The organism is Streptococcus sp. C150 (assembly GCF_000187445.1).
GTDB lineage: Bacteria > Bacillota > Bacilli > Lactobacillales > Streptococcaceae > Streptococcus > Streptococcus raffinosi.
Map to the genome: position 1 here is coordinate 1414487 of NZ_GL698449.1, position 23115 is coordinate 1437601.

22 protein-coding genes are annotated in these 23115 nt (G+C 40.9%); 3 read left to right on the forward strand and 19 right to left on the reverse strand.

The annotated features are described in order from the left end of the window. Window positions 1-6: 6 nt before the first annotated feature. From HMPREF0848_RS06350 to HMPREF0848_RS06420, 15 genes are all read right to left on the reverse strand, one after another. Entirely contained in the window at window positions 7-924 is a 918-nt protein-coding gene (locus HMPREF0848_RS06350; RefSeq protein WP_008535409.1) for a DMT family transporter, read from the reverse strand. Between the two features lie 75 nt (window positions 925-999). Next, window positions 1000-1383 (reverse strand): hypothetical protein, encoded by a 384-nt coding sequence (locus HMPREF0848_RS06355; protein ID WP_008535411.1) that lies wholly within the window; start codon window positions 1381-1383, stop codon window positions 1000-1002. Between the two features lie 95 nt (window positions 1384-1478). Further along, window positions 1479-2921: an Asp-tRNA(Asn)/Glu-tRNA(Gln) amidotransferase subunit GatB gene (gene gatB, locus HMPREF0848_RS06360; RefSeq protein ID WP_008535412.1), complete on the reverse strand. Its 1443-nt coding sequence runs from the start codon at window positions 2919-2921 to the stop codon at window positions 1479-1481. Beyond that, window positions 2921-4387: an Asp-tRNA(Asn)/Glu-tRNA(Gln) amidotransferase subunit GatA gene (gene gatA / locus HMPREF0848_RS06365; protein ID WP_008535414.1), complete on the reverse strand. Its 1467-nt coding sequence runs from the start codon at window positions 4385-4387 to the stop codon at window positions 2921-2923. The genes gatB and gatA overlap by 1 nt, the downstream gene beginning before the upstream one ends. Then, a complete protein-coding gene (gene gatC / locus HMPREF0848_RS06370; protein WP_002884769.1) occupies window positions 4387-4689 on the reverse strand; it encodes an Asp-tRNA(Asn)/Glu-tRNA(Gln) amidotransferase subunit GatC in 303 nt (100 codons plus the stop codon). The genes gatA and gatC overlap by 1 nt, the downstream gene beginning before the upstream one ends. 151 nt (window positions 4690-4840) lie before the next feature. After that, a complete protein-coding gene (locus HMPREF0848_RS06375; protein WP_008535415.1) occupies window positions 4841-6313 on the reverse strand; it encodes a glycosyltransferase in 1473 nt (490 codons plus the stop codon). Further along, on the reverse strand, window positions 6310-7584 hold the full coding sequence (locus tag HMPREF0848_RS06380; RefSeq protein WP_008535416.1) for a hypothetical protein: 1275 nt from the start codon (window positions 7582-7584) through the stop codon (window positions 6310-6312). Before HMPREF0848_RS06380 ends, HMPREF0848_RS06375 begins: the two co-directional genes overlap by 4 nt. A 50-nt stretch (window positions 7585-7634) precedes the next feature. Continuing rightward, entirely contained in the window at window positions 7635-8516 is an 882-nt protein-coding gene (locus HMPREF0848_RS06385; RefSeq protein ID WP_008535417.1) for a glycosyltransferase family 2 protein, read from the reverse strand. Window positions 8517-8519: 3 nt separating this feature from the next. Further along, window positions 8520-9728, reverse strand: coding sequence for a glycosyltransferase (locus tag HMPREF0848_RS06390; protein WP_008535418.1), 1209 nt, complete (start codon window positions 9726-9728; stop codon window positions 8520-8522). A gap of 288 nt (window positions 9729-10016) precedes the next feature. Beyond that, a complete protein-coding gene (locus tag HMPREF0848_RS06395; protein ID WP_008535420.1) occupies window positions 10017-11456 on the reverse strand; it encodes a 6-phospho-beta-glucosidase in 1440 nt (479 codons plus the stop codon). Between the two features lie 121 nt (window positions 11457-11577). Next, entirely contained in the window at window positions 11578-12087 is a 510-nt protein-coding gene (gene msrA / locus HMPREF0848_RS06400; RefSeq protein ID WP_008535421.1) for a peptide-methionine (S)-S-oxide reductase MsrA, read from the reverse strand. Window positions 12088-12098: 11 nt separating this feature from the next. Continuing rightward, entirely contained in the window at window positions 12099-12947 is an 849-nt protein-coding gene (locus HMPREF0848_RS06405) for a MetQ/NlpA family ABC transporter substrate-binding protein (protein ID WP_037609046.1), read from the reverse strand. A gap of 122 nt (window positions 12948-13069) precedes the next feature. Continuing rightward, window positions 13070-13621: a cysteine hydrolase family protein gene (locus HMPREF0848_RS06410; RefSeq protein ID WP_008535425.1), complete on the reverse strand. Its 552-nt coding sequence runs from the start codon at window positions 13619-13621 to the stop codon at window positions 13070-13072. Between the two features lie 67 nt (window positions 13622-13688). Further along, the gene (gene codY, locus HMPREF0848_RS06415) at window positions 13689-14474 is read right to left on the reverse strand and encodes a GTP-sensing pleiotropic transcriptional regulator CodY (protein ID WP_002887402.1); all 786 of its coding nucleotides are present in this window, start codon (window positions 14472-14474) and stop codon (window positions 13689-13691) included. Between the two features lie 266 nt (window positions 14475-14740). Beyond that, window positions 14741-15955 carry a pyridoxal phosphate-dependent aminotransferase gene (locus tag HMPREF0848_RS06420; protein ID WP_008535427.1) on the reverse strand — a complete coding sequence of 405 codons (1215 nt, stop codon included), beginning with the start codon at window positions 15953-15955 and terminating at the stop codon, window positions 14741-14743. Window positions 15956-16309: 354 nt separating this feature from the next. Between HMPREF0848_RS06420 and HMPREF0848_RS06425 the strand changes: the two genes are divergently transcribed. Continuing rightward, window positions 16310-16762, forward strand: a complete 453-nt coding sequence (locus HMPREF0848_RS06425) for a universal stress protein (RefSeq protein ID WP_002887404.1) — start codon at window positions 16310-16312, stop codon at window positions 16760-16762. Window positions 16763-16843: 81 nt separating this feature from the next. Here HMPREF0848_RS06425 and HMPREF0848_RS06430 read toward each other — a convergent pair whose 3' ends face one another. From HMPREF0848_RS06430 to HMPREF0848_RS06445, 4 genes are all read right to left on the reverse strand, one after another. Then, a complete protein-coding gene (locus HMPREF0848_RS06430) occupies window positions 16844-17596 on the reverse strand; it encodes a hypothetical protein (RefSeq protein WP_008535429.1) in 753 nt (250 codons plus the stop codon). Between the two features lie 280 nt (window positions 17597-17876). Next, window positions 17877-18677 carry a pyruvate formate-lyase-activating protein gene (pflA, locus tag HMPREF0848_RS06435; RefSeq protein ID WP_008535431.1) on the reverse strand — a complete coding sequence of 267 codons (801 nt, stop codon included), beginning with the start codon at window positions 18675-18677 and terminating at the stop codon, window positions 17877-17879. Between the two features lie 441 nt (window positions 18678-19118). After that, entirely contained in the window at window positions 19119-19853 is a 735-nt protein-coding gene (locus HMPREF0848_RS06440) for an LPXTG cell wall anchor domain-containing protein (RefSeq protein ID WP_008535432.1), read from the reverse strand. Window positions 19854-20205: 352 nt separating this feature from the next. Then, on the reverse strand, window positions 20206-21537 hold the full coding sequence (locus HMPREF0848_RS06445) for a hemolysin family protein (RefSeq protein WP_008535434.1): 1332 nt from the start codon (window positions 21535-21537) through the stop codon (window positions 20206-20208). Window positions 21538-21647: 110 nt separating this feature from the next. Between HMPREF0848_RS06445 and HMPREF0848_RS06450 the strand changes: the two genes are divergently transcribed. Next, complete coding sequence (locus tag HMPREF0848_RS06450) at window positions 21648-22430, forward strand: ABC transporter ATP-binding protein (RefSeq protein ID WP_008535435.1); 783 nt, start codon at window positions 21648-21650, stop codon at window positions 22428-22430. A gap of 340 nt (window positions 22431-22770) precedes the next feature. After that, window positions 22771-23091: a hypothetical protein gene (locus tag HMPREF0848_RS06455; RefSeq protein ID WP_008535437.1), complete on the forward strand. Its 321-nt coding sequence runs from the start codon at window positions 22771-22773 to the stop codon at window positions 23089-23091. The last annotated feature ends 24 nt before the right edge of the window (window positions 23092-23115 follow it).

Genomic DNA, 23115 nt, shown 5'->3' on the forward strand with positions numbered 1-23115 from the left:
CTCTCCTTATCTTTGAATTTTTTCTTGTTTTTTAAGGGCAACTAAATTCTTAAGCGATATGATGATAACAGCAAGAACAATTAAAAACATTCCAAGCACATCAATGGCAAAGAAGCGGTCCCCCATAATTAATACGGTTAAAATGACCGACGCTACAGGTTCTACCGAAGCCAAGAGACTCCCTTTGACAGCTCCAACCATGGTTGTCCCCTTAAGGAAAACGGTGTAAGCAAAGACTGTCCCAATGAAGACCAATCCAAAAAGTGCTAAGAGATTTCCACCATTCAAAGAAAGCTTATACTTCCAGGCTTGGATAGCAATCGGAAAGATTAAACCACCGATCAACAGACCTAAACCAATGACAATCAAACTTCCCCATTTTTCAATAGCCTTAGCAGGCAGTAAGATATAAAGTGCATAGGTCACCGCCGAAAAGAGACCCCAGAACAAGCCCAGAGGTGTAATCGCCAGCTCCCTTATCTGACCATGCGTTGCGATGGTAAAGGTTCCCACAATAGCCAGGATAATCGCCACTAGCTCTGCTGCTGTTGGGAACCTACGATATTTTGCACATACAAAAGCCAGGATGATAACTGGGGTGACATACTGCAAGACCGTCGCTGTCCCAGCATTAGTGTATTGAATAGCACTGAGATAGGCGTACTGATTTAGTACTAGACCAAAGAGAGCAAATAAGGCGATACTTACTAAGGTTTTTCTATCTTTAATAGCTTGTACTAATTTGTCTCGCTGCCTAAAAAAGACTGAAGCTGTTAGTAAAATACCAGACAGAAGCAAACGTAAACTCGTCAAAAGATTGACATTAACACCATGAGCCATTAGGTATTGACCAGAAACTCCTGAAAATCCCCAGGCAATTCCTGCTGTCAATACCATTAAGCTCCCTTTTAGTTGTTTAGACATGTGTTTTCCTCGATTATAATAATGCTTAATTATTATATCACAGAGTGGATAAGGAAAGCGGTTACCCCATAAAACTTAAGCAGTTTTTCTTGAGGAATTTTCAAGCCACCAACCGACAACCCATCCAAGGACTAAAAGATAATTTTCAAGAGCACCTATGGCATTGACTGAGTGATGATGTTGAAGATAGCTAAGGAAATGATTGGTCCCAATTCCAAGGCCTCCAATAATCAAAGCTATCAGTACAGCTCTCAGATAAAACCAATCGTACTTGAGATTCACGGCAAGAAGAATGATCAGAACTGCCACATTCCAGATACCAATCTCCCTCTGCCAACCAACTGAAATGCCATACCCCGAGTGACTTCCCATATAGGTTGGGAAAAATAGCTGAAAAATAATGGCACCAGTCATGGCCAGGATGACGAGGATAAATAGGACTCTTAAGAATTTGTTCATTAGGTTGCTCCTAAACTCTTTTTTTAATGTTCCCGACTAGTCTAACATAAATGAGAAGATTTTAAAAACCAACCTTTCGGCTGGTTCTTTATCTATTATTCTTCTTTCAACTTCGCCAATTCTTGGGCAAGTAACTTGAGGGCTACTTGTGGGTTGGCTTGGCCTTTGGTTGCTTTCATGAGGAAACCTGTGAAGGCCTTGTCAGCGTTACGTTTACCTGACTTGAAGTCGGCTACGGCTGCTTCATTGTCTGCGAAGACTTGGTGGATGATTGGAATCAAGACTTCAGGATCTGAAATCTGTACCAATCCGGCTTTTTCGACGTATTCACGCGCACCGCCACCGTTTTTCGCCAAGTGAACGAAGACTTTCTTGGCAATCTTAGAAGAAATCGTTCCATCTTCGATGATGGCAATCATTTCTACCAAGTTTTCTGGTGTCAATTGGATTTCTTCCAGCGTTTTGCCTTCTGCGTTTAAGAATTGCGCCACTTCACCTTGGAGCCAGTTAGACACTTGTTTGGCATCTCCACCAAGGGCTACGGCTGCTTCAAAGAAGTCAGAAGTGACTTTCGTCGCTGTCAATTGGTTGGCATCATAGTCAGACAAGCCAAGCTCTGCCACATAGCGAGCACGACGGTCTTTTGGAAACTCTGGCAACTCTGTACGCATTTCCTCAATCCACTCATCTGAGATTTCAAACAATGGAAGGTCTGGTTCTGGGAAGTATCGGTAATCCGCTGCTCCTTCTTTAACACGCATGAGAATAGTGCTCTTGTGAGCTTCATCATAACGGCGTGTTTCTTGACGAATGACACCACCTGAGCGCAAGATTTTTGCTTGGCGTTGCACTTCATACTCAAGACCTTTACGGACGTTTGAGAAGGAGTTCAAGTTTTTCAACTCTGTCTTGGTACCAAATTCCTCTTGACCGTATGGACGAAGGGAAATGTTGGCATCCACACGCATAGAGCCTTCTTCCATCTTCACATCAGAAATGCCTGTGTACTGGATGACTTCTTTCAATGCTGTCAAATAAGCATAGGCTTCTTCAGGAGAACGCATATCAGCTTCAGATACGATTTCAATCAATGGCACCCCTTGACGGTTAAGGTCCACATAAGAGAAACCGTCTGGGCTGTGGGTATTCTTACCGGCATCTTCTTCCAAGTGGGCCCGTTCAATCCCGATTTTCTTAGTTGAGCCGTCTTCCAATTGCACTTCAATCCAACCCTTGTAGCCGATTGGCTCATCAAATTGCGAAATTTGGTAGGCCTTTGGATTATCAGGGTAGAAGTAGTTCTTACGGTCAAAGTGCATGTGCTGGTGGATATCCATATTCAAGGCCAAAGCAGCCTTAATACCAGCGTCCACAACACCCTTGTTCAAGACAGGAAGCACTCCTGGGAAAGACCAGTCAATCACATTAGTATTAGCATTTTGCTCGTTCCCAAAGTGAGCAGAGGTTGGTGAGAAAATTTTTGAATTTGTATTCAATTCAACGTGGACTTCAAGTCCGATGACTGTTTCAAAGTTCATTAATTGTCACCTCCAAAAATCACGGGTTGTTGCTTGTGGTAATCTGTCGTTGCTTCAAAGGCAGCTGCAGCTTGGTAGATCGTTTCTTCAGAATACTTAGGACCGATCAACTGCAAACCAACTGGAAGCCCTTGAGCAAATCCTGCTGGAATCGAAATTCCTGGAAGACCTGCCAAGTTGACTGGGATGGTCAAGAGGTCTGCTAAGTACATGGCAACCGGATCATGGTTGAGCGAATCCAAATCAAAGGCCACACTTGGAGCTGTTGGACCAAGGATGAGGTCGTAATCTGCAAATACTTTTTCAAAGTCTTGAATGATGAGGGTACGAACTTGACCGGCTTTCTTATAGTAGGCATCGTAGTAACCTGATGACAAGCTAAAGGTCCCAAGCATGATTCGACGTTTCACTTCATCGCCAAAGCCTTGGCTACGAGTGTTCACGTAGATGTCATCCAAGTTCTTGGCATCTTCTGCACGGAAACCATAGCGAATCCCATCGAAACGTTGCAAGTTTGAAGAGGCTTCAGATGAAGCAATGATGTAGTATACAGCAACCCCGTATTTAGAATGAGGGAGGCTGACTTCTTCGACAGTTGCTCCCAATTTTTCAAAGTGTTTGGCCGCATTGAGGATGGTTTCTTTAACTTCAGGGTCAATCCCTTCACCAAGGTATTCCTTAGGAAGGGCAATCTTCATGCCTTTGATGTCTTGACCAATCTTAGAAGTAAAGTCAGCTACACGAACAGGTGCAGATGTTGAATCCTTGGCATCTTCACTGGCAATGACATTAAGCAATTGGGCATTTTCCTTAACAGTTTGTGAGAAGGTACCAATTTGGTCGAGTGAGCTACCAAAAGCAATAAGACCGAAACGAGAAACCGTTCCGTAAGTTGGCTTAAGACCAACAATCCCGTTAAAGGCTGCTGGTTGGCGAATAGAACCACCTGTATCTGAACCAAGAGACAAGCGGACTTGTCCTGAGGCTACAGAAGCTGCTGAACCACTTGATGATCCACCAGGAACCTTGCTGTGGTCCCAAGCATTTTTGGCTGGTCCATAGTAAGATGTTTCACCAGATCCCCCCATGGCAAATTCATCCATGTTGGTCTTTCCGATGACAATCATATCTTTGGTTTTCGCATTGGCAACCGCTGTCGCATCAAAGATTGGCTCGTAATTATAGAGCATTTTTGATGCTGCAGTCGTCAAGATACCATCAGTAGAGATGTTATCTTTGACAGCGAGTGGAATTCCTGACATGAGGTTGTCAGCATCGATTCCTTTTTCATCAATGGCCTTAGCTTGTGCAAGGGCAGCTTCTTCTGCCACCGTCACAAAGGCATTGACTGCTTCTTCACGCGCCTTGATATCGTCAAGCGTCGCTTGGGTCAATTCGGTTGCTGAAATTTCCTTAGAGACAAGGAGGTCGTGCAACTCTTCAATGGTTTTATGGTTGAATGACATTAGGCATCTCCTCCATCTTCTAGGATAGCTGGTACCTTGATGTAGTAATTGTCTTTTTCAGGTACATTTTTAAACAAACGGTCACGGTCCGTCCCTTTTTCAGCAACATCCGGACGCAATACAGTCTTGCGGTCAGCCATGGTCGTTGTTGGAGCAACACCCGTTGTGTCCACTTCTTCCAACAATTCCACCATGTCAACAATTTTAGACAAGGTTGTCGCAAACTCAGCTGTCTCTTCTGGAGAGAATTTTAATTTTGAAAGATTGGCAACGTGGGTTACCTCTTCTTGCGTAATTTTCATCTTGCTTCCTTTCGTGAAATGATGATTTTTCAATACCTCCTATTTTATCATAATTTCAGCTATTTTGCTTGGAGGATAAAAAATCTGTAGCAACTTTTTCGTCACTACAGATACCATAGGTTCAACTTAAACCACGATATTTGAAAGATAGTTAGTCTATGGCTACCAAGAGCTTTCTCCAAGCTTCTAGGATTTCTGGCTTCAGGTATTTTTTCGCCAAATCATACGAAGCTTGATGCATAGACTCAAGATTGCCTTCTAAGACTGCTACAATCATATCCGCCATGTCAGAAACAAGCAAATCCTCATCCATGGTCTCATCATAGGGAACCAAATAGCCGTTCTTCCCGTCTTTGATAAAGGTCGGATTGCCATAGCGAGCATCAAAACCGACCAAGGCCAGACCTGCTCCGGCTGCTTCCATCAGGGTCAAGCCAAAGGTCTCCCACTGAGAGGTGGTCACATAAAGTTCATACTGTGGGTAAATCTTCTGCAAGTTCGCATGACCTCTTAGATGGATATAACTACCTGCTCCAAGGTCATCAATCAGGTGTTCCAGATTTTCTTGTTCGACACCCTTACCATAGATATCAAAGTGAAGATTAGGCACTTTGTCATGGGCCAGGGCAACCGCTCTTATGGCTAGATCCAGCCGTTTGCGTGGGTCTAATCGAGAGGCCGTTATCAAACTAAGGGGCTTTCTCTGACCATCTGGATAACTAAGACTATCCAAGTGACCTACAGGTAGGGCATAAATAGTAGCATTGTTTAGCCCTTGTTTCTGAAGGGTAGTCTCTAGTACTGCTTTTTGTGCTTCAGTCGCTGTGATAAAGAAATCAAACCGCTGGGCATACTTAAAGATATAGTAATACTCATAGTAGAGTCCACCATTTTCAAACTCATGCTCTGAATGGAAAACAAAACCTAATTTTGCAGGTGATTGAAGCTCTAAAATTGGTCGTGCAAATGCAATCAAGGCAGCCCTATCTAATAACAGGGTGTCTTCTTGTGTCAAGGAAAGGCAATCCAAAAAGCGACGCATGACTTCCGTTTGTGACACTAAAATCTCATTTTCCAACCTGTACAACCAAGTAGCTCCCTGCTTGAGTTCTTCAAAAGCAATATGACCATCTTGGTTATGGAAACTTCTTCTGATGAGGATACCCTTTTCAAAGTATTCTGTAACCAGTTTACGGGTTCCATACCACTCACGCTTCAACAAAATACCATTCGTAAGGTAATCGACATAGCGGACACACCCCTTTTTATAAGGGTCCATTGTAAAGATGAGTCTACTTCCATCTGAAAACTCATAAAGGAATTCAGTTTCATCTTGCCTCTTCAAGTCCAGTCGCGTTAACTGAAACTGCTGTTGCAAGGCTCCCACTGTCAACGACGGAATATAACCATCTTGGTCGGTAAAACAGACATAGGCATGCAGGAGTTCTTCATAGCGATGTCCCAGAGAAAGATAATAATCCAATTTATAGGGTTGGGGCCAAGTTGTGAAAACAAATTTAGCAGGCGCATTTAATTCACGCAGCATTAAAGCTCTGGATGCCTGGGCCACATCAACACCATTAGGCTCATAGCCCACCAGTAGGTTAAAGGTGTAAATCGTCATCTTTCTCCCCCTTCCAATTGATTAAAGAAAGCCATGATTTCTGCCCTATCAGCCAGTTTTAAAGCCTCATTTTGAGCCTTAAACGCTCTAGGATAGACATCTGGTTCCTGCAAAAGTTGGCGAATACTTTGCCCCATTTCCTCTACCGAAGCAAAAACAGTTGGTAGGGCCTTATAGTATTGACGGTGGACCGTTGAAGCCAAACCATACAATAGTTGCTCATTTGCAATAGCCTCAAGCGTCACATCAGAAACCTCACTGCCATAATTCAAGTCTAAATAAATAGAGCATTTCCTTAGCAGCTCTCGATATTTCTTACGACTAATCCCAGGATAAAGATGGACATTCGTCTTTTCCTCCAAGCAAGTCAATTTAGGTCCCATACTAGTTAAGGCTGCAATGTGAAAAGCAATATCTGGAAACTTATCAACCAAACTAGCTAGTCCCTCAATATTTTCCGAAGCAGTCATGACCATGGCCTGGGCAACAAAAGTCTGATTCCCTTCTTGTTCTGCACCAGCGAGATAAATCAATCCCGACCTACGCTCCTCTTGAGGATAATAATTAGTAATCAAAATATGGCTCACCTGATTTTGGAGATACTCAAGATTATCATGGCTAGCAGAACAATAGACCAGTCGTTCAGCTTGTAACAGTGGAAGCAAATTAGGATCCATACAAATGATAGTTTCGTCTGACTTCAGGACCTGCCCAAGAACAAACTTGATTACATCATCCTTGCCTGAGAAAATCGTATCTTTTCCCACAGAACCCTGATGAATCAAGTAATCTTCTTGGATATAATGCAATAAGACTTCCTCTTGCACACGATTAAAGTAAATATCCATGAGGGCTCGCCCCTCATCATCTAAAAGACGTTGCTTGGTCCGCCACCCATAACGGTTATAGTCATCAATAGCGACAACTTTTTCCCCTTGACCAAACCACTCAACCTGCTTGACCGTGCGCTCTCTAACATTTTCACGAAAAATAATATTAGCTCGACGATCTTTGCCGTCAAAAAGATAAGTCGTAATTCCCAAAGTCCAAAGCTCCCAATAAAGAGGAACTGACAAATCGTTAAAAAAGAGAGGTTTGCCTTGGTAATCATCCTCAGAGGAATAACTAAATGACGATGCTAAACTTATAGTGTTTCCATCTACATCCGTTTCAAAATTAGTGTAGAACACTCGTGATTTCATCCCCAAAGAGTCTAGCAATCTTCTCAGTTTATCCGTCGCTTGACTGGGTTCTTGTGCAATAATGAGCATAGTTATCCTTTCTAACTATTTCAAGCAATAAATAGCTTTAACCTATCCCTTTATTGCTCCAAAAATCTCAAGTTAACCTTTGCTGTCTGATAGGTCTCCGTATCTTGAAGATTAGCTTCTTCCAATTTTTCAATGGCACGCTTCAAACGAGTCTTATAAATGTAACGATGCCATGTTAAATCATAGCCCAACATCCCTAGCAGTGCTAGTTTTTCATTTTTAGCTTCCATCTCATCTAAGACACGCTTTTCCGTCCAGACCTGCGACAAGGTATCCTTGCGCCCTACTCGATACCAGTAGATACATTTTTCAGTGTGAATCACACGATTGGCCTTTAACAAAAGCTTATACATAAGGAAGTTGTCTTCGACATTCTTTCCAACCGGAAAACGTAGGTCCTCAAATAAGGAGATTTTGTAGAGCTTCATCATGGCACATGCCCAAGCCATATCTCTTGTCTCTTGAATAGCATCATGATCAATAATATCTCTTCCCTCATAAAGGGTTTCAGAATAATCATCCTCTGTCAGCTTAATCAAAAACTTACTCGTACTATCATTAAACAAATTATAATTGCCAGTAGAAACATCTGCCTCATACTTTTTCAGCTGATCATACAAGGTCTCCACATAATCTTCCGTTACCCAATCATCTGGATCTACAAAAGTAATATAGTCGCCTGTAGCCAAGTCAATCCCCGTATTTCGAGCTGCAGATAAGCCACCATTAACTTGTCGGACATAGCGAATACGTGAATCTTGCTTGAAGAATTCCTTGCAAATGGCTTCTGAATGATCAGGAGAACCATCATTAACAAGAATGATTTCAAGATGAGGATAGGTCTGGTTGACTATCGTTTCCAAACACTTCCGTAAATAAGCTTCCACATTATAAATGGGAATAACAATACTAACTACTTCTTTATTTTCCATTGATTATCTCTCAATCGTCTCTAGATATTCTCGAACAGCCTTCACCATTTCATCCACTTGGTCATTCTTAAACACTTGATTCTTACCAGTTTGGTCATGATTGGTCCCTTCAAAAGAGAAAACAGGAAGCCCCAACTGATGAATCGTTTCTGTAATATGATCAACCTCGTCAAATGGATTAATATCCAAATAAAAATCTATTTTTTCCAAAACCTTGCGACTGGTTAGAGGATCAAATGAAGGATAGAGGATAAGATTTGGATACTGCTCCAACTTTACCAAATTAAAACCAAAATGAGAGTGGGCCAAAATATGAAAAGCCACAGCGGGAAGGGCTTGTAACAGACGTTCCAACTCAAAAATATCTGCCGTATTGGTATAAATAGCCGTATGATAAGAAAAATCTCCCACCATATCACTAAAGTTGAGCTTTACGGCTGGCTTTCTCAATAAGATATCTTCCCAAGATAGGGCGTAATAGAACCACCAAATATCCCTGAAACGATTAAAACGTTTAGCAGTCCAAGGCTTATTGTAAGAGGTGTAATGGATAACTGCTGGTACCCCTTTAAACGCATCATACCAATCCAGATCCCCGTATATATACTGGTCCTTATCAGAACCTACCTGAAGATTATAAGTCCAAGGAAGTCTGAGCCAAGCATCCTTAAAATACAAATTCAAGATTCCCTGATCACCATAGACTTCTTGGTGATGTTTCTGCGTTAAATCGAAGAGAGATTCTGTTACCTTATGTTGGCGCCACCAGGCAGTGTCAATAACCATCAAACCGGCATTGAAACCTTCCGTCGTCGTCGGACAATCCACTACTGCTCCAATACCAAGACCATTCAAATCAACCTCAAAAAGTGGTGACAAATCCTGTGTAAAAATCATATCACTATCTAAATAGAGAACACGATCTTCTTGAACAAAGTCTGGAATCACATAACGGAAGAAAGTCGCATAATGAATATGTGCACTCGGAAGCGAAAATGCTTTAAAACTTTCTGCAGATACTCGACAATTGACAACCTCCGATGCAATGGTTTCTAAACGACGATTCATAAGCGCAAACCATTCTGTTGGTAAATTCTCATTTAAGACATAGATTTTCCAATGTCCCTGATGGGCGCATAGAGACTTAAGAGTCATCTCTAACTTTTCCATGTAAGATAGGTCGGCTACAAATACAACTGATTTTTTATCCATGTTTTCTCCCTCTCAAACTCTAATAAGAATATCATTTTTTAGAAAACATTACAATTTCTATACTTTAAAAACTCAGCCTAGTGGCTGAGTTAGATGGAAGACAAAGTCTTCTTAATTTAAGATGCCTTAAAATCATTTATCTAGGTTCTCAATCAGCCTAGTGCTAACTCAGAGAAGAATTGCCTGCCAGTGCTGACCAGATTTGCAACAGCAAACCTTGACAATCACACAACTAAAAAACCAAACATCACTTGAATTAGAGATAGCTTTAATAAAAGATCAAAAGTCCTATTCTACAGAGGCACCGTTACTTGCGATAACTTCCTTATACCAGTTAAAGGATTTCTTCTTAGAGCGTTTAAGACTACCATTACCATCGTTGTCACGGTCCACATAGATGAAACCATAACGTTTCTTCATTTCACCAGTTCCGGCAGAAACAAGATCGATACAACCCCATGTTGTGTAGCCCCAGAGCACTACACCATCTTCATTGATAGCATCACGCATGGCCTTGATGTGAGCCGCCAAGTAGTCGATACGATAATCGTCTTCAACATAGCCATTTTCATCTGGCCTATCCACAGCACCAAGCCCATTTTCAACGATAAACATCGGTTTTTGGTAACGATCCCAGATAGCATTGAGGGTAATCCGAAGACCTAGTGGGTCAATTTGCCAGCCCCACTCTGAAGCTTCCAAATATGGATTTTTAATAGAGGCAAAGATATTTCCAGCAGTCTTTTCATTAACTTCTGGATCACCTGAAGCCACACGACTAGCATAGTAAGAGAAGGAAATGAAATCAACAGTATGCTCTTTAAGAAGGGTCAAATCTTCTTCCGTCATCTCAAGCTCAATGCCATCACGTTCCCACTGTTTCTTAGCATAATTTGGATACTCTCCACGAGCCTGAACATCAATAAAGAAATAGCTACTACGGTCTTCTTGCATAGCTGACCAGTAGTCACGTGGGTGGGCTGTATTTGGATAATACTGACCTGCTGCCAACATACAACCGACCTTATTGTCAGGGTCAATCTCATGAGCCAACTTAGTCGCCATGGCTGAAGCTACCAACTCATGGTGGGCCGCCTGGTATTTCACCTGTTCCTCATTCTCACCTTCTTCAAAGCAGAGTCCTGCTCCCATAAATGGTGCATGAAGAATCATATTGATTTCATTGAAAGTGAGCCAGTACTTAACCAAACCTTTATAACGTGTGAAAAGGGTACGACAAAGATTCTCATAGAAACCAAGCATCTTACGGTTACGCCAGCCACCATACTCGGTAATCAAGTGCATAGGACAATCAAAGTGCGTAATGGTCACCAAGGGTTCAATGCCATACTTATGACATTCCTTGAAAAGGTCCTCGTAAAAGGCGAGACCAGCTTCATTTGGCTCAGCCTCGTCACCCTTAGGAAAAATACGTGACCAAGCAATAGAAAGACGATAGGTCTTAAATCCCATTTCACCAAAGAGAGCGATATCTTCCTTGTAACGGTGGTACATATCGATACTTTCCTTGGCAGGATAAAAATACCCATCCTCAAAATCAAACATCTTACGATGACCCGTGATAATGGACAGGCGGTCCTTACCAATCGGCACCACATCAACATTGGCTAAACCACGCCCATCGGCATCATAGGCTCCTTCACATTGGTTGGCTGCCGTCGCTCCACCCCACAAAAATCCATCAGGAAACGTTAATTTTTTAGTCATTCTTTTACCCCTTCTGTATGTCAACTTTATCTAGTAATAGTATACAATACTTTGCAATCGTTTTCCTGTAGTTCACGACAAAAAATCGAGAATAGGATAGATTCCTACTCTCGATAATAACTCATTTCCAATTGTCTTCTAAAAATTGGTGACGAATAGCGCTACTTTGCGCATAACGTTCGGGATTAGTCTTATAAAATCCCTGATGGTAAGCTTCGGCTTCGTAGAAAGTCTCCGCAGGTTCAATCTTTGTCACGATTGGACGGTCAAAACGTCCTGAAGCCTGAAGATTAGCCTTAGATTGTTCAGCAATTTCCTTTTGACGCTCATCAAAATAATAAATCACAGGACGATAGTTATCACCACGATCCTCAAATTGTCCAAAAGCATCCGTCGGATCGGTCTGAGCCCAATAAACTTCGACTAAATCAGCAAAAGAAATGATTTCTGGGTCAAAGATAATCTCCACCGCCTCGGTGTGGCCAGTCGTTTTACGACAAACCTCCTCGTAAGTTGGATTTGGCACATGTCCTCCAGTATAACCAGAGCGAACAGATAGGATACCTTCTTGCTCCTCAAAAGGTTGCACCATGCACCAGAAGCACCCTCCGGCAAAAATAGCTCTTTCCATAGCGTCCTCTCTTACCAAACTGGTTCATCCAAACCTTGAGATGATTTCTTGATGACCTCTTTGACTTCGTTAGTATGATAAGCCTTGATAACTTTCTTGATAGCATCAGCCTTATCTGATTTTTCCCAACCTTTTTGGGCTACAAGTAGATTGTACCATTGCTTAGTATTTTTACTAGCAGGTTCTACGTAGATAGCTGTCTTAGGATCAATACCAGCCTCTGTAACGAAGTCATTATTAATAATGGCTGCATCAACAGAATCAAGGTTGGCAGCTGTCTGAGCAGCATCAACTTCTCTGATATTTAAATTCTTGCTATTTTCACTAACATCAGTCAACTTAGCCTTGTCATTTGCACCTACACTAAGCTTAATCAAGCCAGCAGACTGCAAGAGATTAAGGGCACGACTTTCATTAACGGCATCATTTGGAATGGCAATCGTAGCACCTTCTGGCAATTCTTTAATATCCTTATACTTGTTCTTACCACCCTCTGTTCCAGAATAGACACGAAAGGCTGTGAAATAAGTCTCAGCAATTGGGACCAAGTCAGTCTTATGATCCGCATTCCAGTTATCCAGGAAATTGTAGTGTTGGAAAGCATTAATATCAATGTCACCATTATTAAGGGCTACGTTTGGTTGAGAATAGTCCGTAAACTCGCTGAATTTAAGCGTAACTCCCTCTTTTTTCAAGATTTCTTCAACCTTATCCCAGCGTGCTTGTTCAGACTCACTCTTAGCCATGGTCCCTACTCGAACCACTGTCTTATCCTTAGCAGCATCCTTACCACAAGCTGCCAAAATACCTACAGAAGCAACAGCAATAACTACAAAACCTAATAGTCGTTTTATTTTCATCATTTTTCTCCTCTCAGATGAACCAATACCTTTAGTCTAACACGAATACAATCGCTTGACTAATTCATATTCTTAATTAGTTGATAGAGAGGGCTTATCAAAAAAAGAGTAAGAACTCAATCTTACTCTACAATTGTTGCTCCAAGAACATTTTTAAAATGCCCAATCGCAAAATCATGTGCTTCAGGTGTCAAGGATGCTGTTGCACTTGCTACAACCTCGATATCATAACCTAGATTATAAGCATCGATTGCCGTATGTAGCACGCAAATATCTGTTAAAACTCCCGTCAAAACGACTGTTGTCACACGACGTTCACGTAGACGAATATCCAAATCAGTTCCTGAAAAGGCTGAATAGTGACGCTTATCCATCCAAAAGACACGACTATCATCCTTGATAGCGTCATACACTCCAGCTAATTTGCCATAAAGTTCACGTCCAGATGTCCCTGCAATATTGTGAGGTGGGAAGAGCTTGGTCTCAGGATGGAAGGTATCCCCTTCATCATGTCGGTCCATAGCGACAAAGATATAATCTCCATTATCATAGGCTTCCTGTGTCACCTGAGCAATGCGGTCTTCAATGGCCTGAGCTGGCTTTCCAGCCGTCAACTTCCCGTCATCCGCTACAAAGTCATAAGAGTAATCAATTGAAATCAATGCTTTTGTCATGTTACTTTCTCCTTTTTAAAAAAGTGGGGCAGTTACCACCTACCTCACTTTTATGTCAAAATTTTTCTTATTCGTATTCTTTCAATTTGTCGTAAATACCTTCGTTAAGAACTTTAAGGTAAGTCCCTTTCATACCAAGTGAACGGCTTTCAATAATACCAGCTGATTCCAACTTACGAAGGGCATTAACGATAACTGAACGGGTGATACCAATACGGTCAGCGATAACAGAAGCTGTCAAACGACCTTCCAAACCGTCCAACTCATTCAAGATAGCTGAAACCGCCTTGATTTCTGAGTAAGACAAGGTATTAATAGCCATGTTAATAGCTGTTTGTTTACGAATAGTTTCTTCCAAGTTTTCTGTTTGAAGGTTCAACAATTGCAAACCAACTACTGTAGAGGCAATCTCAACCAAGATAAGATCTTCATCCACAAAGTCATGGTCATTACGCCAGATGATGAAAGATCCAAGACGCATACCACCACCATAAATAGGCGCAATAGTCGTCAAACCATCTGGAAAGTCATCCTTTGATTCCACTGGGAAAATAGTCAAGTCACTATCAATACCAATATTTTCTTGAGTGTCATAGACACGACTGATACCACGTGTGTATTCTTCTGGGAGTTGTTTGGCTTCAAAAAACTCTTCTACACGATCGTTATTGGTTTTGTATTTCATGGCATAACCAAGGAGGGCACCACCACCATTAACGATAGCAGCGTTACAATCAATGATGTCTGCCAACTGAGCAGCCATGTTATTGTATGGAAGGTCTCCTTCCAAGCTATCTACTGAGCGTTGCAAGATAGATGTAATTTTACGAGTTTTAGCCAGCAAATTTGCCATATTTATTGTCTTCACTTTCTATTTGTAATCTTAATAATCTCAGGTCCTGTACCAAACATATCCGTCAAGACCCACTAGCCCTATCATTATAGCACACTTAACCTATAAATTGCAAACAATTGTCTGAAAATTATTTATTATTCTACTATTCATTATATTAAGTCAATTATGTCTTTTTCAGCTAAAACGTTCGGATTTTAGGCGAAACCTCTGCTTTTTAGGCACCAAGAAAACTGGACAAATCCTTTTGCCCAGTTGTTGACATATTAGCGCTTGTAATATGACAAGACACGTTCAATTTTATTTCCCAGATCAGCCAACTCTTCCACACGAGGAAGGTAAACGATACGGAAGTGATCTGGTTCATTCCAGTTAAAGCCTTTACCCGGAACCAAGAGAACCTTCTCCTTCTTCAAGAGACGAAGGCAGAACTCTTCATCATCGTCAATATCATACATATTACGATCAATTTTAGGGAAGATATAAAGGCCTGCATCTGGCTTCACAGCTGTAAGCCCTGGAATAGCATTAACGGTATTAGTGATGAATTCACGTTGTTCATAGATGCGACCACCAGGAATCAAGAGCTCATCTACAGACTGGTAGCCCCCAAGTGAGGTTTGGATAACGTGTTGAGAAAGCACGTTGGCACAAAGACGCATGTTAGCCAGCATGTTAAGACCTTCAATATAGCCTTTGACATTTCTCTTTGGTCCAGAAAGAACCATCCATCCCACACGGAAACCACAGATACGGTGTGACTTAGAAAGACCGTTCATAGAGACACAGAAAACGTCTGGTGCAAGGCTAGCAATAGCAGTGTGCTTCTTACCATCCATCACCAAGCGGTCATAAATTTCATCCGCAAAGATAATCAAATCATTTTGGCGTGCAATATCGACAATCTGTTCAAGAATATCTTTAGGGTAAAGAGCACCTGTCGGATTATTCGGATTGATGACGACGATTGCCTTGGTGTTTGAAGTAATCTTAGACTTGATGTCATCAATATCTGGATACCAGTTTGATTTTTCATCACAGACATAGTGCACAGCGTTACCGCCAGCTAGACTGACACAGGCTGTCCAAAGAGGATAGTCTGGCATTGGCACCAATACTTCGTCTCCATCATCAAGCAAGGCCTGCATAGACATAGAAATCATCTCTGAAACACCGTTACCAATATAGATATCGTCAATATCCACATTTGGGAAGCCCTTAAGCTGGCAATACTGCATAATAGCCTTACGAGCTGAGAAAATCCCCTTACTATCTGAATACCCTTCACTGTTACGAACATTCATAATCAAGTCACGAATGACTTCATCTGGTGCTGTAAAGCCAAATTCCGCAGGATTTCCCGTATTAAGACGAAGAATCTTTTCACCGTTAGCAATCAAGCGGTTGGCCTCATCCAAAACTGGTCCACGAATATCATAGGCAACGTGTTCCAACTTTGATGATTTATCAAATGTTTTCATAAGTTAATCCTTTCAAAAAATACTAAAAGTAGATACATCTAGTAGAAAATAAAAAATTCAACACCTGATGGGGAACCCTACTTTTATTGACACCATCTAAGGCTTAACCCATGGCATCATTTTAGAAGAGTTGTCCTCTTCTCAATTATCACGTTTCTTACGAAGCTAATAACAGATTGTATTATACCTCTTTTTCAAGTAATCTTCAATTTTGGACAATATCAAAATCCCTTCACTGTGTAAATGCCTCTTTTTAGGTAAAGATTTAAAAAAAGATTTCAGAAAACATATAATAACGCTTTCACTTTTTAAATTAAAAGAGTATAATAGGGCTAAAGATAGGAGGTAGAGCTTATGTCTCAACAATATGAACGTATTATGGTAGCTATCGATGGTTCTTACGAATCCGAACTAGCCTTTATCAAAGGTGTGCATGTTGCAAAACGTAACGATGCACAGTTACTTTTAGTACACGTTATCGATACACGCGCCCTTCAAAGCGTTGCGACTTTCGACTCTTACATCTATGAAAAACTAGAAGACGAAGCTAAAGCTGTTTTGGCCGATTTTGAACGTCAAGCCAAGGAAGCTGGATTAACCAAGATTCGTAAAGTCATTGAGTTCGGTAATCCTAAGAGTCTTTTGGCTGTTGACATTCCTGAAAAGGAAAACGTTGACCTCATCATGGTTGGTGCAACTGGTCTTAATACTTTTGAACGCTTGCTTATCGGTTCATCTTCTGAATACATTCTCCGTCACGCAAAAGTTGACTTGCTCATTGTTCGTGACTCAGAAAAAACACTTTAGTCGCCTCTCACAAGCACCTACGGTGCTTTTTTTCATACGAAAAAGAACTGGGACCCTTTTGTCTCAGTTCTTTTGCTTGTTCTATTTTTCAGACTTAGCCGATTCAGATACCTCTTCAGACTCTGAACTTGCTTGACTTTTTTCTTTTGACTCTTCACTAGCAGACTGGCTTGAAACACCTGCTTGCTCTAAATCAAGGCTAGTTGAAAGGCTCGCATGCTCAGCTTCCTGACTAAGGCTAGCTTCAACAATCATCAATTCTTTTTGGCGCTCAGTCTCACGTTGGTATTCACGTTCTTCCAGTTCATCCTGACGTCGTCTTTCTTGCTCACGTCTTTGAGCTCTTTGACGCTCACGTTTAGCATGGCGTTTTTGCGTCTCATCAATCAAGACCTTTGTGTTGTCCTTAATACGCATCAACTTAACAAGACGAACCAAAAGTCTCCAAAGGAAGACAACAATGGACTCTGCAAAAAGTAGAATCTCAACTATAATGACTCCCAACAAACTCCAAGCCATGAAGAGTGTAATCAACAACTGCGTGAAAATCTTCTTCAAATCACCTAAGTGATTATTGTGGATATTAAGGGTCTCAAGGAAAAGATCCAAAATACCTTGCAAAAGATTAGACTTAACAGACTTATCTCCGTCAAGACTCAAGTCTGTTTGGACTTCTGCCGGAGTAACCACGGTCAATTCGCCATCTTGGTAGACTTCTACACGGTCTCCCAAATTGATAGCAAAATCAAATAGGGCTTTATCTATTTTCTTTAAGCGCCCATCAGGATGACTAAGATAGACAAAATCATCATCAATTTTTAATATACGAAACATAATTTACCTGCTTTTTAGTACTTCATAAATAATAGCAAAGTTAAAAAGCTCTTGTCAAGAGCTTGTCGAATGGATACAAACAATTTTAAATACGTCATAGACTAAGAACTTCTGCAAAAAACGTGAAATAAGGACTTATTTCACAAGCAAAGTGAACATCGGTCTAGAATTTTTCTTATGATAAAAATGCTTAAAACAGTCTGTTTCAAGCACTCCATAATATTTAAAACCGTTAGGAAAACTGTTTTAGGCTGATCCTAAATCTCAAACAGTTATCATTTTAGTCCAAAGTTTTGACACCAACACGGTTCTTGTATTCTTGATAGGTTTCAGTATGCATGAGGGCCTTAGCATTTTTAACACGGTCCATAGTTGGTGGTTTGACCCCTTCCAAAGGATATGGAATACCAAGCTCACGCCACTTGAATTCGCCCATAGTATGATAAGGAAGAATCTCAAACTTATCAACATTCTTCAAGGTTTTAACAAATTCACCCAGCTTAATCAAGTGATCATCGAAGTCAGTCAATCCAGGTACCAAGACGTGACGAATCCAGACTGGCACTTGTTTATCAGACAGATATTTTGCAAAGGCCAAGATATTCGTATTAGGTTGGCGAGTTACAAATTTGTGTTGCTTTGGATCAATCTCTTTGATGTCAAGCAGAACCAAATCAGTCACAGCCAAGAGTTTGTCAACGACTTCATGATACTCAGGAGTATTACGGTAGGCAAAACCACAGGTATCAAGTGTACAGTGGATGCCTAACTTTTTAGCCTCTGTAAAGAGAGCCGTAACAAACTCAATCTGAAGCATGGCCTCACCACCGGATACAGTGATACCACCTTGCTCTCCCCAGAAATGACGGAAACGAAGAGCTTCTTCTAAGACATCCTCGACAGTACGCTCAACAGCCTTATTTGACTCCATAGCCCATGTATCTGGGTTATGGCAATATTGGCAACGCATCTTACAGCCTTGCATAAAAACAATAAAACGGATACCCGGACCATCTACGGATCCAAAACTTTCAGTCGAATGAACCAGTCCAGTCACCTGACTGTAATCAATTTCTGCCATGGCAGCCTCCTTGAAAACGCTTTTTACATAAACTCATTATACCTTTTTTACGAAAAACATGCTTCTTATCTGCCCGAATTAAAGCAAAGGTTATACTATAATACATCTCAAGTAAGGCGTAAACTATACTATACCAGAAAGAAAAAACGGAAATAAACCAGTCTTAGAACACAGACAAACGCATCTAAATATCCCATAAATAAGCATTTCTGTAAAGTCTTTAGTGTAAGCACAAAAAATATAAATTGAGACTCTCCGCTACGACAAAAACGCCTGAAACTTTTTAGTTTCAAGCGTTCATAATGTTGAGACTTAAAGCTTAAAAATGAGGCATGGAACTTCGAGAAAGTTCGCCTACGTCCATTATCACCTCAGGAAAATCTCAAAATAAGAGCTTATGTTAAATCTAAAACTAGAAGATATCCAGTCTTCTCTGATAGGTTAAGCACGTTTTTTGAAGCCCAAAAAGGCTGCTACTGCAAGGAAGAAAGTCCCTGCGATTGTCAAGAAGGTTGCTGCTTCTTCACCGGTCTTAGGAAGGGTTACTTCTTTCCCTTTAGCATCTTTACCTGTCAATGTTCCATCAGTGTTAACCTTAAATCCTACCGCTTCAGGAGCAACGACACTTGTTGTACCATCAGTATTTGCAATAACGACTTGGCTATTTTGTGTAGAAACAATTGTTTGGCCAGCTGCTGTCACAACTGGAGCTGCGGGTGTAACAGTCACAACAGGGTGTCCATTGACATTCACTGAAGGAACCTCAGGTGTTTGAGGGTTCTCTTTTGTTTCAGTATTAGCCGCTGGTGCTGCTGTATCAGGCTTATCAGCTGGTTTTGCAGCAGGTTTATCTGACGACTCAGTTGTTGGAGCTAGTGTTGCTGGCGTTTCTGGAGTCGTTGGCGCTGTTGGCGTCGTAGGAGTCTCAGGCGTCGCTGGTACTTCAGGGACAGCAGGAGCAGTTGGCGTTGTTGCTCCTGTATTTGAATCATTACTGCGAGCCAAATCGCCATCACTTGGCGCTGTAGAAGAGCCTGTTGTTCCACGCTCTGCTGTTGGTTGCGTGATCAAAGCATCATTTGTAGCAATGCCATCATCCGCAAAAGAAGTTACTGGTACTAAAGCTCCTAGGGTAAGGAAAAGCAATCCACTATAAATAGATTTTTTAGAAGCCATTAAAATTCTCCTTTTTTCATTTGTCAGTTAATTTATATTTTACCATAAAAAAGGTATAAAAGACTATTTTAATCAAAATCTTATCATTTTTTATTCTAAGCCTATCAAAAGAGCTAAATGTGTTTAAAATTCTTTAAACAAAAATGACAAGTCTGATAAAGATGTTTCTCCTCAAGTAAGTAAAAATGGTTTAATATCATGATCTAAGGCAGTTTTCTCATTTTATCATTTAGCTAAATAAAATTTAAAAAGAAGATAAGAAAAAAGCACCCTCTCATAAAGAGATGGAACGCTCAATTATCATTTTCTGTTCTAATAGCTCTAGGGTTTTCTAATCAAAATACTCTTAATGCTATTCTTCTACTTCCTCTGGAGCTTCTGTGATGATGACTTTCAGCTTGGTTACTCGACCATCCTTAACCTTGTCATTGATGAATTCAAGGTGTTTATCTTTATTAATCACTTCATAGTGTTCTTTGACTTCTTGAGTAGGGATAGCTCCTACACCAGTCAAATAGTAACCTGCGATAGTGTCAACATCATCACTCTCAAGTTCAGTGTCAAAGTATTCATTGAAGTCGTTAAGGGTCATAACTCCCTCAACAATATAGGTATTTTCTCCAATTTCACGAACTTCTACACTAGCTTTATCTGTTTCGTCATCAATCTCGCCGACGATTTCTTCCAACAAATCCTCGAAGGTCACTAGACCAGCCACACCGCCATATTCATCAAGCAAGATAGCCATTTGATTGTTGGTATTACGAAATGCCGTCAAAAGGTCGTTAACAAAGATTGTTTCTGGAACAAAGAGGGGGTCGTTCATGATGCGACGAAGCTTAACATTCTCAAAACCGAGCTCATAACCTGCTTGAAGGAGGTTTTTGGTATGGATAACACCAATAATCTTATCCTTATCATCTTCGTAGACAGGGATACGAGAGAAGCTTTGCTTAAGAATGGCTTGGATATTTTCCTGAGTGTTGTCTTCAATATCAATCATGAAGGCATCTGTACGAGGAACCATAACTTCACGCGCCATCAATTCATCAAGAGAGAAGACACCTTGAAGCATTTCGATTTCCTCAGCTTCAAGTGTTTCATCACTCTTGGTCAACATGTACTCAATCTCGTCACGTGTCATCTGCTCATCTGCATCATCAAAAGTCATAGGTGTCAAACGAGACAAAAGGTTGGTTGATGCCGAAAGAATCCATACAAAAGGACTGACAATCTTACCAGTTACGATAATGACAGGTGCTGAGTAGATGGCCAGATTCTCCTTAAGGTTCATGGCAATACGCTTAGGATAAAGCTCACCAAAAACGATAGAAATGTAGGTCAAGACTACCAAAGATACCACGCTACCAGCTGTTTTAGCCCAGGCTACGTGACCAAACCAAGTTGCTATAACTGCTCCTAGTGAAGCAGAGAGACTGGCCCCTTGCAAAAGACTGATAAAAGTAATACCAACCTGAATAGTTGATAAGAAGTTATTGGGATTTTCAAGAACCTTGAGTAGGCGAATAAATTTCTTATCTCCCTCTTCTGCCTTTTGCTCGACACGAGAGCGATTGAGTGACACTAGGGCCATCTCAGACGCTGAGAAAAAGGCTGTAAGCAGGGTTAAAATGACTAGTAAAATAAATTGAAATAATAAGGACTGACCACTAGAGTCTTCCATTTTTTTCTTCTCCTCTAAAAAAATTCTGACTTTCATTATACCACAGTTTTCCAATAAAAGCCCTTATTTTATGCTATAATTAGAGTAATTTACCATCAAAGGAGAGACTTATGTCACTTATACGATTAGAAAATGTCAGTTTGACTCGCCAAGGAAAAACACTCTTGTCCAACTTAAACTGGACAGTGGAGAAAGGGCAAACCTGGGCCATTCTAGGTCTTAATGGTGCTGGAAAATCCACCCTCCTACGTCTTTTGACCGCTGATTTTTTCCCAAGTGAAGGTCAAGCTGAGATCCTTGGCTATAGCTTTGGTAATGGCGATATCACAGGCCTCCGCAAACAGATTGGTATTGTTAGTTCCTTTATCACCGAGCGTCTGCCCAAGCATATGACCGCTGAAAAGATCGTACTTACCGGTAAGTACAAGAGTTCAATCCTCTATAAGGCATACGGCGACAAAGAATTACAAGAAGCTAAGGACATGCTGATATCACTTGGAGCTGAGGAACTGATTGGCCGCCAATACCACGGCCTGTCTCAAGGGGAAAAACAAATTTGTTTGATTGCTCGTAGCCTTATGGAAGATCCTGACATCATTATCCTAGACGAAGCGACTGTTGGCTTGGACCTCTTTGCTCGTGAAAAACTCTTGCGTCAGATTGATCGTATCACTTCACTTCCTCATGCTCCACTGGTCCTTTATGTCACCCACCACGCAGAGGAAATCACTGAAAATATGGACCACATCCTTCTGCTCCGCCAAGGAAAGATTGTGGCTCAAGGGACTAAAAATGACATCATCACACCGGAAGTCTTGGCTGATTTCTACCAAAATCCTGTTCAAATTATCCCAATTGACGACCACCGTTTTTACATTAACCCACTTCTCTAAGAATTAATCACTATTTATGAACAACATCAAAGAAACAAGTCCCCCAGTCTATGGTCTGAGGGACTTGTTCTTTTATCACCACTACTCTTTTATTTGAGATACGCCATACAAAATTAAGGCTGGAACGATGAGCTGTTCTATAGACGACTTTTGTCAAAAGATTTCACCATGTGATAAAATCTTTTGACTTTTACCGATTCGGTCAAAACTGTCATTTTTGACCGAATAGATTCTAGAATGAACCACATAGACAAATAATATTGTCCACAAGCTAGCCTTTTGATAACTTAGTAGGTGTTAAAGCAAAATATCTTTCAGACAAAGAAAACGAGGTAAAAACATGACTAAAGTAATAGGTATTGGATTAATCGGTACAGCAGTAACAGTTATCACTTACAGTATTCTCGGCTTCCCAAAAATGGAGGTGTCCCTTTGGCCACTCTTTCCAGTCGCTCTTTTTGCTTTCTTTGCAATAGAAAATCTTATCAAAAAAGATTATAAATCTAGTCTCATGAGTTCTTTGATTGGTTTAATGATTGCTAATGCAATCTATGGCGTGCTCCCTATCTCAAACAGTATCCTGATTGTTGCAGGAATCCTAACATGCCTAGGACTGGGCTTCCTTTTTCCAAACCACGATAATGAAAAAGAGAAACATTAAAAAAGAAGCCTGAAAAAATTTTGG